Genomic DNA, 12,649 nt, shown 5'->3' with positions numbered 1-12,649 from the left:
ACGCGTGTCGTCCGATCCGGTACGGCTGCCCTCTCGCGGGCGGGGTCACGAGCACAGAGCGACAAGCTATGAGTGGTTGGAAAGGAAGCGTGGGATGAGCGACGATTCGCCGCCCCGGGCAAAGTTCTGGGATATCGAGGGCTGGGGCCTGCGGTGGAAGGTCACTGCGGTACTCGCAGTTCCCGTCACCGTCGCCATGGTGCTCGGCGGGCTCCGCGTGCAGGGCGAGCTGAGCAACGCCGTCCACTTCACCGAGGCCGCCGACCAGATCGTCGTCGTCCCGGACATCGTGGCCCTCGAGGCCTCGATGGGTACCGTGACCAGTGGTTACGCCTCGGGCACCCTCACCAAGGAAGACCGTGCGGTCGCGGAATCCCTGATGAACGACGTGTCCGAACAGGCCCGGAACCCCGAACTGGATCCCGCCGTCGCGAGTTCCATCAACCAGACCGTCTCGGACGGCCGGGCCCTCCTCAATCTGATGGACTCCCCGGGTGTCGCCACCGATCTGCTCGCGGAACGCCAGCGCGCGTTCGCCGCGGACTTCATCCGGGAAGTCGACGACATCGTCCGCCCCATCGAGGACAGCGAGGTCGTCGACAAGGGCTACCAGCTGACCAACGCCTGGCAGGCGCAGCGTCGCCTGTTCGAACAGGCCATGGGTCTCGTGATCGTGAAGGACGTGTACGCCAGTCCCGAAGGACGGGAGAAGGCCCGCACGGGCAACATTCCCACCTCGGCCGTCGTCGCGGCCGCCGGCGCCGAATCGAGCCTCCTCGACGTCCTCGACCGGTACTACCCGAAGGGCGACGAGCGCCTCCAGACGCTGCGGAACAACATCAACGACCGCAACGCCCTCATCGACCGGGGTCTGGCCGACGCGGCACGCGGCGGGGTGCTGCCCATCCTGCAGCTGCGTTCCTCGCTCATCGCCAGCCGCGACATCTACCAGGACCTGACCAGCGAAGTGGCGAAGGACATCGCGTCCACCGTGCAGATCCGCGCCGCCGAGACCCGGTCCGCCGCGCTGCGTGACACGGCGATCGTCCTCGGAACGCTGCTCGCCGCGCTTGTTCTCGCGCTCCTCGTGTCGCGGTCGCTGATCGGCCCGATCCGCCGACTGCGGTACGGCGCGCTGAAGGCCGCCCGCCGCGACCTGCCGGACGCGATCGAGCAGATCAAGGCCAGCGACGATCCGAGGGGGCTGTCGTTCGAACCGGTGGCCGTGCACTCCTCCGAGGAGATCGGGCAGCTCGCCCGCGCCGTGGACGACATCCACGGGCAGGCACTCAAGCTCGCCGGTGAGCAGGCGCAACTGCGTCTGCAGATCAACGACATGTTCGAAACGCTCGCCCGCCGAAGCAAGTCGCTCGTCGACCAGCAGCTCGGCCTGATCGAGAATCTCGAGTTCGAGGAGAAGGACCCGAAGCGCCTCGAGAGCCTGTTCCGGCTGGACCACCTGGCCGCGCGTATGCGCCGGAACGGCGAGAACCTGCTGATTCTGGCCGGCACCCGCGTGCGTCGGTCACAGGCGGCGCCGATCCCGCTCGGTGACGTGCTGCGCGCCGCGATCTCCGAGGTCGAGGACTACCAGCGGGTCCAGATGGGTGCGACCCCCGAAGGTGCGCTCAGCGGCACCGTCGTCACCGACGTCGTGCACCTGCTCGCCGAACTCGTCGACAACGCGCTGCGCGCCTCGCCGCCGGACACGGCGGTGACGTTCAGCTTCGCTCGCGCCGTCGACGGTGGAGTGCTGCTCGAGATCGCGGACCGCGGCATCGGTATCCCCGCCGACGACATGCGCGCCGTCAACGAGCGTCTGGCGTCGGGTGGCGAGGTCGGTCCCGAGACCGCCCGCCACATGGGCCTGTTCGTCGTGAGCCGGCTCGCGAAGCGTCACGGTCTGACCGTGCGCCTGCGGTCGACGTTCGACACCGCCCGCAACCCGGGTGTGACCGTGAGCATCCACATCCCGAACGCGCTGATCGTGTCGCAGGCGGCGCGGCAGGACACGGGATCGCAGCGGAAGATTCCCGCGGCACCGGTTCGGACCGCCATCCCGGCGCCCGCGGCCCCGGCGCCGCGCAAGGACACCCCGCAGTTGCCGGCGACCCGCAACGGATTGCCGACCCGCACCCCGTCCACGCCTCCGCCGGCGCCGAGCCCGGCTCCCGCGGGTGCGGTGACGACGGCGTCGGGCACCAGCCTGCCCCGACGGCAGCCCGGTGCCAGCGGTATCGCGGCCGGCGCGGGATCGTCGGCCGCTGCCCCGGCCGCGCAGTCCCAGGACACCGTCAACGTCCGCGGATCCGGAGCGATGCCGAAGCTGCCCGTGCGGCGGCCGCAGGCGGCGACCCCGGCATCGCGGCCGGAGACGGCGCCGGCGGAATCGCAGCCGCAGCACGCACCGCACGCACCCCGCAGCGAGAACCGCATCGAGGCGCGGACCGCGGAACAACCGGCGCCCCTGTTGTCGAACGGCGACGACCAGGCACCGGTCCGGCACCGCTACCGCACCAACTCGGCGAAGACCGCGTCGTTCTTCCAGTCGCGGATCGATCCGCCCCCGGCCGCGGCGACCCCGCGGCCCGGCGGCGGCACCCCGATTTTCTCCGACATGGTGTCCGACTGGCTGACCGATCCGACCGGCGCCGAGGGCGCACCCGGCGTCTGGCACTCCGCCGGCGACGCCGGATGGTCCGCCGCGGAACGGGTCAGCGAGACCCCCGTCGAGGTCGACCCGGAGATCGGACTGCCGAAGCGGCGCCCCGGTGACCGGCTGGTTCCCGGCACGGTCGAAGGCGCGCACAATACGGGGACCCTGCGCCGGGTGCGCGACCCCGAGACGATTCGCGCCAATCTCAGTCGTCACCAGCAGGGCGTCCGAAACGGCAGGGCCACGAGGCTCGCGGAACGTAACAGCATTGAAGGAGACCGATGAACACCGCTCATGGATCCGACGTCACGCGACCTCTCGACTGGTTGGTGTCGAACTTCGCCAGTGACGTCCCCGGTGTCTCGCACGCCGTGCTGGTGTCCGCGGACGGTCTCCTGATGGCGGCCAGCGCCCACCTCCCGATCGACCGGGCCGAGCAGCTGGCCGCGGTCACGTCGGGGCTCGCAAGCCTGTCGGCCGGCGTGTCCCGGCTCTTCGAGGGCGGCGGCGTGCTGCAGTCGGTGGTCGAGATGCAGCACGGGTACCTGCTGCTCATGAGCGTCGGCGACGGCTCGCACCTCGCGACGCTCACGGACGCCGAGTGCGACATCGGGCAGGTCGGCTACGAGATGGCGATCCTGGTCGACCGCGTCGGCGCATCGGTGCAGGCCACGGCCCGTACCCCGCAGGGTCTCTGACCAGCCCATGCCCATGAACGACCACCACTCGGAGCAGCGGGGCCCGAACATCGTGCGCCCGTACTCGCTGACGTCGGGCCGGACCCGGCCCGCGGTCGAGCTCGCGCTCGAAGCGTTGATTCAGGCACTGCCGCAGTCGGTGGACCGGCAGTGGGAACTCGACGACGTCAACGCGGCCATCGTCGCGTTGTGCCAGCAGTCGCCTTCGGTCGCCGAGATCGCCGCCCGGGTGGGTGTGCCCCTCGGAGTGGCACGCGTCCTCGTCGCAGACCTGGTCGAGGCCGGTCATCTTCAGATCCTGGCCACCCTGAAGGAAGACTCGACCGACTCCGAACGTCGTGAACTCATCGAAAGGGTCCTCAGTGGACTTCGCGAAATCTGATCCCCGCAATCGGGTGACCTCGACCAAGATCGTGATCGCCGGCGGGTTCGGCGTCGGAAAGACCACGCTGGTGGGGGCGGTCTCCGAGATCGTCCCGCTGCGCACCGAGGCGCTCGTGACCAACGCCAGCGACGGCGTCGACAACCTGGCTGCGACACCGCAGAAGGGCACGACCACCGTCGCCATGGACTTCGGTCGGATCAGCCTGGCCGACGACCTGGTGCTGTACCTGTTCGGCACGCCCGGTCAGCACCGGTTCTGGTTCATGTGGGACGACCTGATCCGCGGTGCGATCGGCGCGATCGTCCTGATCGACACCCGTCGGCTGGACGAGAGTTTCGCGGCGGTCGACTTCTTCGAGGCTCGGCAGCTGCCGTTCCTCGTCGCGATCAACGAGTTCGACGACGCCCCCCGTTACCCGATCGAGGACATTCGGGCGGCCCTCGCGATCTCCGAGGACGTGCCGATCATCCCGATCGACGCGCGTGACCGGGAATCGGCGAAACGCGCCCTGGTCGCGATCACCGAATACGCACTGACCAAGCTCCACACGGCCGCGTACTGAGGATTCGAAACATGTCGGACGAGTTGCAGCACTTCTCCATGGGCACGTGGATCATCGGCCTCGCCGCGGTCACGTCGTTCATCGGCGTCTTCGTCGGTATCGCCAGCGCCCGCAAGGCGGTGACCGCGCCGAACCCGAGTCAGCGGTACCTGTGGCTGGCGTGGGGCGCGCTGTCCATCGGCGGTATCGGCGCGTGGCTGCCGCACTACATCGCGATGGTCGGGTTCGAGGTCTACGGCAGCGTGGTGCGCTACGACGTCCTGTGGATCGTGATCTCGTTCGCCGTGCCCGTCGCGGCCGCCGCGGTGGCGTTGCTGATCATCAGCCCGCCGCCGACGAAGCACCGGCTGCCGAGTGCAACGGTGGAGATCGGCCGCCTCGCAGGTGGTGCGGTGCTCCTCGGCATCGGGTTCACCGGAATGGACCTCGCGATCGTCGCCTCCCTCGAGATCCAGGGTTCGGTGAACTCCGACATCCTGCTGACCTCGGCGTCGGCGGTGATCGGCCTCGTCGTCGGCGCCGGAATCATGTGGTCCATCTCGGCCCTCGAGTCGCGCACGCTGCGGCTGGTGGCGTCGGTGGTCGTGGCCGCCGGACTGGTGGCCATGCACTACACCGGGGTGTTCGGGCTGAGCGCTGCCGTCGACCAGGCCGTGGCTCGTCCGGACGGCCTCGAGGTGTTCTCGATCCTGTTCCCCGTCTTCGTGCTGGGCATGCTGGTGGTCACCATCCCGATCACCGCCCTGCTGATGGCGCCCGACCGCGTCGCCGCCGAGCTCGAACTCGAGGCCGACATGCTCGCCGCCGAATCCCTCGCCGCCGAAACGCAGGGCAGGGAGCTCGAACTCCAGTAGATCGGGCGACTCCTGCGGCACCGATTCCCGGGCGCACCCGAGTCCTTCACCCTCATAGCTGACCTGCACCTATAGACTCGGGTGGTTGCGCGACGTCGTGCTGGACCGCGAGTCCGCGAGGAGACGTCAAGCCGAGTAGAAGAAGGAGCTCATGACCGACACAACGTTGCCGCCGGAGGGACCGGGGCACGACCGCATCGAGCCCGTCGACATTCAGCAGGAGATGCAGAGCAGCTACATCGATTACGCGATGAGCGTGATCGTGGGCCGTGCGCTGCCCGACGTGCGGGACGGCCTCAAGCCGGTGCACCGCCGCGTTCTGTACGCGATGTACGACAACGGGTACCGGCCCGATCGCGGTTATGTGAAGTCTGCGCGACCGGTCGCCGAGACGATGGGTAACTACCACCCGCACGGCGACGCCTCGATCTACGACACGCTCGTCCGCATGGCCCAGCCGTGGTCGCTGCGGTACCCGCTCGTCGACGGCCAGGGCAACTTCGGTTCCCGCGGCAACGACGGCGCGGCCGCGATGCGGTACACCGAGTGCCGGCTGACTCCGCTGGCGATGGAAATGCTCCGGGAGATCGACCACGAGACGGTCGATTTCACCCCGAACTACGACGGGCGTACGCAGGAACCGTCAGTTCTCCCCAGCCGTATCCCCAACCTGTTGATCAATGGTTCCGGCGGCATCGCCGTCGGTATGGCCACCAACATCCCGCCGCACAACCTGCGCGAGGTCGCCGAGGCCATCTACTGGGCCCTGGAGAACTGGGAAGCGGACGAGGAGTCCACCCTCACCGCGGTCATGGAACGCGTCAAGGGTCCCGACTTCCCGACGCACGGCCTGATCGTCGGCGGCCAGGGCATCCATGACGCCTACACCACCGGTCGCGGTTCGGTCCGCATGCGCGGTGTGGTGGAGATCGAGGAGGACGCCAAGGGGCGCACCACGATCGTCATCACCGAACTGCCCTACCAGGTGAACCCCGACAACCTGATCACGTCGATCGCCGAGCAGGTGCGTGACGCGAAGATCGCCGGCATCTCCGACATCCACGACGAGTCCTCGGACCGCGCGGGTATGCGCATCGTCGTCACCGTCAAGCGTGACGCGGTCGCGAAGGTCGTGCTCAACAACCTGTACAAGCACACCCAGCTGCAGACCAGCTTCGGCTGCAACATGCTGTCCATCGTCGACGGCGTGCCGCGCACCCTGCGCCTCGACCAGATGATCCGCCTGTACGTCGCGCACCAGGTCGAGGTCATCCGCAGGCGCACCGAGTACCTGCTCCGCAAGGCCGAGGAACGCGCTCACATCCTGCGCGGACTGGTGAAGGCCCTCGACGCCCTCGACGAGGTCATCGCGCTCATCCGGGCGTCGCAGACCGTGGACATCGCGCGGGCAGGCCTGATCGAGCTGCTCACCGTCGACGAGATCCAGGCCGATGCGATCCTCGCGATGCAGCTGCGCCGCCTCGCCGCCCTCGAGCGTCAGAAGATCATCGACGAACTCGCCGAGATCGAGCGGGAGATCGCCGACCTCAAGGACATCCTCGAGAAGCCCGAGCGTCAGCGCGGGATCGTCCGGGACGAGCTGAAGGAGATCGTCGACAAGCACGGCGACGACCGCCGGACCCGCATCATCGCGGCCGACGGTGACGTGGCCGACGAGGATCTGATCGCCCGCGAGGACGTCGTCGTCACGATCACCGAGACCGGGTACGCCAAGCGCACCAAGACCGACCTGTACCGCTCGCAGAAGCGCGGCGGCAAGGGTGTGCAGGGCGCCGGGCTGAAGCAGGACGACATCGTCTCGCACTTCTTCGTCAGCTCCACCCACGACTGGCTGCTGTTCTTCACCACGAAGGGCCGCGTGTACCGGGCCAAGGCGTACGAGCTGCCGGAGGCGAGCCGCACGGCCCGCGGACAGCACGTCGCCAACCTGCTCGCGTTCCAGCCCGACGAGCGCATCCAGAGCGTCATCCAGATCAAGACGTACGAGGACGCGCCCTACCTGGTTCTCGCCACCCGCAACGGTCTGGTGAAGAAGTCCAAGCTGACCGACTTCGACTCGAACCGCAGCGGCGGCATTGTCGCGATCAACCTGCGCGGCGAGGACGAACTGGTCGGCGCGGTCCTCTGCTCCTCCGACGACGACCTGCTGCTCGTCTCCGCGCAGGGACAGTCGATCCGCTTCTCCGCCACCGACGAGGCGCTGCGCCCGATGGGACGCGCCACGTCCGGCGTCCAGGGCATGCGATTCAACGGCGACGACGAACTGCTGTCGCTCAACGTGGTGCGCGAGGGGACCTACCTGCTGGTGGCGACGTCGGGCGGCTACTCGAAGCGCACCGGCATGGAGGACTACCCGGTCCAGGGACGCGGCGGAAAGGGTGTACTCACGATTCAATACGACAAGAAACGTGGCACCCTGGTCGGAGCGCTCATCGTGAACGACGACGACGAGCTCTACGCGATCACGTCGGGCGGTGGGGTCATCCGCACCGCCGCCAAGCAGGTCCGCAAGGCGGGTCGGCAGACGAAGGGTGTTCGTTTGATGAACCTCGGGGAAGGCGACACCCTGCTCGCGATCGCGCGCAATGCCGACGAACCCGACGAGACCGACGACAACGCCGAGAGCAGCGGCAAAGGAGCTAAGGAGTCCTAGTGAGCACTCCCAACCAGCCAGGCAGTGACCGGCAGAACCCGGGTTCCGCCAATCAGGCGCGACCCGACCAGCAGGCCTCCCGGACTCCCGAGAACGGGTCGGCGCGACCGAACCCGCAGCAGGGTTCCGCGCCGCAGGGGCCGCAGGCGTCAGCCGGTCGTGGCCCCGCTCAGGCGGGGCCGGCTGCCCGGCCGGGCGGTGCTCCCGATGCGAGACCGGATCGGCAGGCTCCGGCCGATCCGACCCGGTCTCCGTCGACGCCCCAGCATCAGGGTCCGCGTACGCAGACCCCGCAGGGCCGGTCCGTGCCACCGCAGCAGGGTCAGGCTCCGAACCAGCAGGCCCCCGGACATCAGGCCCCGCCGCAGCAGGCTCCCGGTAACCGGGCTCCCGCGGGTGGTGCGCCCACCGAGTCCATCCGGGGAAATCAGGCACCGCCGTGGCAGCGGGGAATGCAGCGTGAGCCGCAGACCAACCTGAAGCGGCCCCTGCAGGGCGGGGCAGGAGCCAAGCAGGCCTCGCACCCGGAGGGGCAGCCGAACCCGGCCAACGGTGCGGGAACGGCGGCCGCGGGTGCCGCGGCAGCGAAGGCCCCGGGCGGTTCGCAGACCACCTCGCCGCAGAAGTCGCAGCCCGAGGGTGCACCCCAGGGGCAGCGACCGCAGGGCGGACAGAACCCGGGTGCTCCCACCCAGGCCGTGCCCACCCAGGCGGTGCCCACGCAGAAGTCGCCGGCAGCGAACTCGTCCGCACCCGCCAAGGGTCAGCCCGCGCAGAAGCAGGAGACCAATCGCGCAGCGTCCTCGACGGCTGCCACCGCGGCGGTCGGTGCGGTGTCCGGCGCAGCCGCGGCGGGGGCCGTGACGCAGCGGGAGGCCGCGAAGGCGAAGGCGTCCGCGATCGACGGACCCACCCGGCACATCAACCGGGACGTCCTCCCCAAGGACATGCCGGACCTGTCCGAGGCCAAGCACCCCCTGCCGGGGGCGGCGGCCACAGGTCAGCAGCCGAAGATCGCCGTGGCCCCGCAGCGGGTCGAGGAGGGTGAGGCCCTCCGCGCGTCGGTGCAGGTCCGCAAGATCGACCCGTGGTCGACGCTGAAGATCTCGTCCGTGATCTCGGTGTCGCTGTTCTTCGTGTGGATGGTGGCCGTCGGTCTGCTGTACGTCGTCCTGGACGGGATGGGCGTGTGGGACCGGTTGAACAACGCGTTCACCGATATCGTCGCGGAGTCGAGCTCTGACGGGCTCGTGACGGCCGGGCAGGTCTTCGGATACGCCGCCGTCATCGGTCTCGCCAACATGGTGCTCTTCACCGCGCTGGCGACGATCGGCGCGTTCATCTACAACCTGTGTTCGGACCTCGTCGGGGGCGTCGAAGTGACGCTCGCGGACCGGGACTGAACGCGAAAACCGATAGGGACTGAGCTGGGAAAAGAGCGTCTCGCCGGACCGGTTTTGGTAGTTGCCGGTCCGGTGGGGTAATCTTCCGACTCGGTTCAGGGAACTGTGCGAGATGAGTTTCCGGACTTCAGGGGCCTATAGCTCAGGCGGTTAGAGCGCTTCGCTGATAACGAAGAGGTCGGAGGTTCAAGTCCTCCTAGGCCCACTCCTGGTGCCGGTGAAAGGTCAGTCGCATGAAGGTCCTCCTGTTCGTGGGAGCCGGAGTGCTGGTGGCAATCGGACTGACCAAGTTGCTCCGCGGCAACGAGGTGTGGCACGAGGTAACGGGGCCTTAGCTCAGTTGGTAGAGCGCTGCCTTTGCAAGGCAGATGTCAGGAGTTCGAATCTCCTAGGCTCCACAAGTTGAAAGAAGTAACGGTGTGCCCCGGATTCGGAAGAGTCCGGGGCACACTGCTGTGTGGACCCCATTACGAGTGAGGTTACCCTTACTTCATGACCGCCCTCGATCCCGCAGCCCGTGACCGTCTCGATCCGCGCAGCCGCGTGGCGTCGCACCACCGGACGGGGGAGGGAACCGCGCGCATCGGTTACCCGATCGGAGTCCGCACGGTCACGGTCCGAGCGCGCGAGTACCTCACGCCCCGCATGGTGCGCCTGACGATCGGTGGTCCCGGACTGGACGGGTTCCACACCTATCAGGCCGACGATCACGTGAAGATCGTGTTCCCCGATGCGGACGGCACCCGCCGCATCCCGGTCGCGAACGACGCGATGATGCTCGACTGGCCGCGACCGCTCCCGACCAGCCGGAAGTACACCGTCCGGCGCTACGACGCCGACGCCCGCGAACTCGACCTGGACTTCGTGCTGCACGAGGGCGGGCTCGCGTCGTCCTGGGCGACGACGGTCGAGATCGGCGACGACGTGACAATCGCCGGCCCGCCCGGCGCGAAGGCGTTCGCCCACAACTTCGACCACTACGTCTTCGCCGTCGATTCCACCGCGCTTCCCGCGGTCGCGCGGTGGCTCGACGAATCCCCGGCCGAAGTGTCGGCGCACGTCGTGATCGAGACCGACGACGCCGTCGAGCACGGCTACCCGCTGGCCGCGCGCGACGACGTGGACGTGACGTGGCTCGTTCGCGACGGCAGCGAGTCCACACTGGCGTCGACGGTGCAGTCGCTCGCGCTGCCCGACGGCCGCACGTTCCTGTTCGCGGCCGGCGAGGCGAACGACATCAAGCCGTTGCGCGCGTGGAGCAAGGACCGGATGGAGTCGCTGTTCACGGGCTACTGGAAACGCGGAGTCGCCGGTCTGGACGACTGACCGGCCCTACACTCGCACCATGACGACGGCCCGGCCCGCACTCGCCCGCCGAGCGGTCCTGGCCGCGGCGATGCTCGGAATGCTGACGGCGGCCGGTGCCGCGCCCGCGAATGCGCAGACCCGCCCGCTGCAACCGATCGCCCTGGCGGTGTCGCTGCGCCTCGCCACGGCGGACACGGTCGCGGCCGCCAAGTGGGGCACGCCGTCGCCGATCGACGATCCCGCGCGCGAGGCGCAGGTGCTGGGCGCGGTCGCCACCCAGGCCGCCGACGAGGGCCTCAGCGCGCCGCGGGTGCAGCAGATCTTCCGGGATCAGATCGAGGCCAACAAGGTTGTGCAGCGCGCGCTGTTCTCCTGGTGGAGTGTCGCGCCGGGCGCGGCGCCGACCGTCCGGCCCGACCTGACGCAGGTCCGTCCCATCATCGACCGCCAGAACACGGACATCCTCCTGCAGTTGCGTGAGCAGGAGGATCTGCTCGCGGGTCCGGGCTGCGTGCCCGCTCTCGTCGACGCCGCGGTCGCGGTGGCGGCCGAACAGCGCCTCGACGCACTGCATCAGGCGACGCTGGCCCGCGCGCTCGTGTCGATCTGCGGCGCAGTCCGCGAATGACTGACCGTTTCGACATGGTCCGGCAAGATATCGCCAACTAGACTGGGGGCATGATCTCCAAGGTCGCGACACTCCTCCTCGACCGGGTGTCGATGTTCGAGTTCGGTGTGGTCTGCGAGGTGTTCGGAATCGACCGCACCGAACACGGGGTGCCGGCATTCGATTTCCGGATCTGCGGGATCTGCCCCGGCGAACCACTCGCATCGATCACCCCGGGGCTGACGCTCTCCGCCGAGTACGGGCTGGACTCGCTGCGCGACGCGGATCTCGTCGTGGTCCCGCCGCCGGGGGCGCAGTCCGGCTTTCCGGACGAGGCGCTCGACGCCGTGCGCGCGGCCGCGGAGGCCGGTGCCACGGTCCTCAGCCTGTGCTCCGGTGCGTTCCTGCTCGGCGAGGCGGGACTGCTGGACGGGCGCAAGTGCACCACTCACTGGGGGTACGTCGAGGAACTGGCCGCCCGGTTCCCGACCGCGGTGGTCGACCCCGACGTCCTGTTCGTCGACGAGGGCAACCTCGTCACCAGCGCAGGCACCGCGGCGGGCATCGACGCCTGCCTGCACGTGGTGCGCCGGGAGCTCGGTTCCACGGTGGCCAACACGATCGCCCGCCGGATGGTCGTGCCGCCACAACGCGACGGCGGGCAGCGGCAGTTCATCGAGCAGCCGGTGGTCGCGTGCACGTCGGACAGCCTGAGCGAAACGATGGCGTGGATGAGCGAAAACCTCGAGTTGCCGCACACGATCGACGAGCTCGCGGCCCGCTCGTCCATGTCGACGCGGACGTTCGCGCGCAAGTTCGCGGCCGAGACGGGCACCACCCCGGTGAAGTGGCTGACGACGCAGCGCGTGCTCTACGCGCGGCAGCTACTCGAGGGCACCGACCTCGGTCTCGAGGCGATCTCGAGACGCACCGGATTCGGTTCCGGTGCGCTGCTGCGCCACCACTTCAACCGGGTGGTCGGCCTCGCGCCCGGCGATTACCGTCGCCGGTTCGGCTGCCACACAGCCGAATTCACGCAATGAACGTTCCGATGGCCGGGTTCGCCTGGCAGATCGGGCTGCTGCCGAAGTTGATCGACCCGAACGCCGTGGCCACCACGTTCCCGACGCCGGTGTTCACCGTCGCGGACAGGAACGGGTAGACGCCGCCGAGGTTCACGATCCCCGAACGTCCGCTGTCGGTGTTGACCCAGGCGACGGTGACCTGCGCGGCCGCCGGGATCGGTGGCGCGGCGGGGTGCGACTCGAACCGGATGTCGCCGTCGGCGATCGGCGGGACCGCCTCCGGTCCGGACTGCCCGGTGAGCGCCGTCAACGACATCAGACTGCCCTGGTTCGGACATCCGATGGTGAGGGCCGGTCCGCCGAAGGGGTGGGGTGGGTCGGCGCCGGCGGGCCCGGCCGTGAGCAGGGCCGCGGTGGCGGCGAGCGGAAACGCGACGACGGCGATGCGGTGGGCGATACGTGTGGCGGCCATGTCTG

The 12,649-nt window shown here is 69.0% G+C and carries 11 protein-coding genes and 2 tRNA genes; 12 read left to right on the top strand and 1 reads right to left on the bottom strand.

Annotated elements, in window-relative coordinates; all coding sequences use genetic code 11:
• Nucleotides 1-94 precede the first annotated feature (94 nt).
• From BLV94_RS27510 to BLV94_RS27455, 12 genes are all read left to right on the top strand, one after another.
• Nucleotides 95-2,941, top strand: a complete 2,847-nt coding sequence (locus tag BLV94_RS27510) for a sensor histidine kinase (RefSeq protein ID WP_072942756.1) — start codon at nucleotides 95-97, stop codon at nucleotides 2,939-2,941.
• Nucleotides 2,938-3,354: a roadblock/LC7 domain-containing protein gene (locus BLV94_RS27505; RefSeq protein WP_005249096.1), complete on the top strand. Its 417-nt coding sequence runs from the start codon at nucleotides 2,938-2,940 to the stop codon at nucleotides 3,352-3,354. Before BLV94_RS27510 ends, BLV94_RS27505 begins: the two co-directional genes overlap by 4 nt.
• A 7-nt stretch (nucleotides 3,355-3,361) precedes the next feature.
• Complete coding sequence (locus BLV94_RS27500; protein WP_072942764.1) at nucleotides 3,362-3,736, top strand: DUF742 domain-containing protein; 375 nt, start codon at nucleotides 3,362-3,364, stop codon at nucleotides 3,734-3,736.
• Between the two features lie 13 nt (nucleotides 3,737-3,749).
• The gene (locus BLV94_RS27495) at nucleotides 3,750-4,301 is read left to right on the top strand and encodes a GTP-binding protein (protein ID WP_005249094.1); all 552 of its coding nucleotides are present in this window, start codon (nucleotides 3,750-3,752) and stop codon (nucleotides 4,299-4,301) included.
• An 11-nt stretch (nucleotides 4,302-4,312) separates the two neighbouring features.
• Nucleotides 4,313-5,155 (top strand): MHYT domain-containing protein, encoded by an 843-nt coding sequence (locus BLV94_RS27490; RefSeq protein WP_072942766.1) that lies wholly within the window; start codon nucleotides 4,313-4,315, stop codon nucleotides 5,153-5,155.
• 151 nt (nucleotides 5,156-5,306) lie between these two features.
• Nucleotides 5,307-7,829: a DNA gyrase subunit A gene (gyrA, locus tag BLV94_RS27485; protein ID WP_072942768.1), complete on the top strand. Its 2,523-nt coding sequence runs from the start codon at nucleotides 5,307-5,309 to the stop codon at nucleotides 7,827-7,829.
• A complete protein-coding gene (locus BLV94_RS27480) occupies nucleotides 7,829-9,232 on the top strand; it encodes a DUF3566 domain-containing protein (protein ID WP_072942769.1) in 1,404 nt (467 codons plus the stop codon). The genes gyrA and BLV94_RS27480 overlap by 1 nt, the downstream gene beginning before the upstream one ends.
• 131 nt (nucleotides 9,233-9,363) lie before the next feature.
• Nucleotides 9,364-9,437: transfer RNA gene (locus BLV94_RS27475), tRNA-Ile, on the top strand.
• 120 nt (nucleotides 9,438-9,557) lie between these two features.
• Nucleotides 9,558-9,630, top strand: a tRNA-Ala gene (locus BLV94_RS27470).
• Between the two features lie 94 nt (nucleotides 9,631-9,724).
• Complete coding sequence (locus BLV94_RS27465; RefSeq protein ID WP_072942770.1) at nucleotides 9,725-10,558, top strand: siderophore-interacting protein; 834 nt, start codon at nucleotides 9,725-9,727, stop codon at nucleotides 10,556-10,558.
• Between the two features lie 19 nt (nucleotides 10,559-10,577).
• Nucleotides 10,578-11,168 (top strand): chorismate mutase, encoded by a 591-nt coding sequence (locus tag BLV94_RS27460; RefSeq protein WP_072942771.1) that lies wholly within the window; start codon nucleotides 10,578-10,580, stop codon nucleotides 11,166-11,168.
• Between the two features lie 50 nt (nucleotides 11,169-11,218).
• Entirely contained in the window at nucleotides 11,219-12,190 is a 972-nt protein-coding gene (locus BLV94_RS27455) for a helix-turn-helix domain-containing protein (protein WP_072942772.1), read from the top strand.
• Here BLV94_RS27455 and BLV94_RS27450 read toward each other — a convergent pair.
• Complete coding sequence (locus BLV94_RS27450; RefSeq protein ID WP_072942773.1) at nucleotides 12,180-12,644, bottom strand: hypothetical protein; 465 nt, start codon at nucleotides 12,642-12,644, stop codon at nucleotides 12,180-12,182. The two genes, BLV94_RS27455 and BLV94_RS27450, sit on opposite strands and share 11 nt — an antisense overlap.
• Nucleotides 12,645-12,649: the final 5 nt, after the last annotated feature.

This window comes from Rhodococcus koreensis (assembly GCF_900105905.1).
GTDB lineage: Bacteria > Actinomycetota > Actinomycetes > Mycobacteriales > Mycobacteriaceae > Rhodococcus_F > Rhodococcus_F koreensis.
This window is presented reverse-complemented; position numbering and strand designations above follow the sequence as displayed.

Coding starts and splice junctions, on each gene's coding strand:
- BLV94_RS27510 (WP_072942756.1), top strand. CDS start 95: ATGAGCGACGATTCGCCGCCCCGGGCAAAGTTCTGGGATATCGAGGGC.
- BLV94_RS27505 (WP_005249096.1), top strand. CDS start 2,938: ATGAACACCGCTCATGGATCCGACGTCACGCGACCTCTCGACTGGTTG.
- BLV94_RS27500 (WP_072942764.1), top strand. CDS start 3,362: ATGCCCATGAACGACCACCACTCGGAGCAGCGGGGCCCGAACATCGTG.
- BLV94_RS27490 (WP_072942766.1), top strand. CDS start 4,313: ATGTCGGACGAGTTGCAGCACTTCTCCATGGGCACGTGGATCATCGGC.
- gyrA (WP_072942768.1), top strand. CDS start 5,307: ATGACCGACACAACGTTGCCGCCGGAGGGACCGGGGCACGACCGCATC.
- BLV94_RS27465 (WP_072942770.1), top strand. CDS start 9,725: ATGACCGCCCTCGATCCCGCAGCCCGTGACCGTCTCGATCCGCGCAGC.
- BLV94_RS27460 (WP_072942771.1), top strand. CDS start 10,578: ATGACGACGGCCCGGCCCGCACTCGCCCGCCGAGCGGTCCTGGCCGCG.
- BLV94_RS27455 (WP_072942772.1), top strand. CDS start 11,219: ATGATCTCCAAGGTCGCGACACTCCTCCTCGACCGGGTGTCGATGTTC.
- BLV94_RS27450 (WP_072942773.1), bottom strand. CDS start 12,644: ATGGCCGCCACACGTATCGCCCACCGCATCGCCGTCGTCGCGTTTCCG.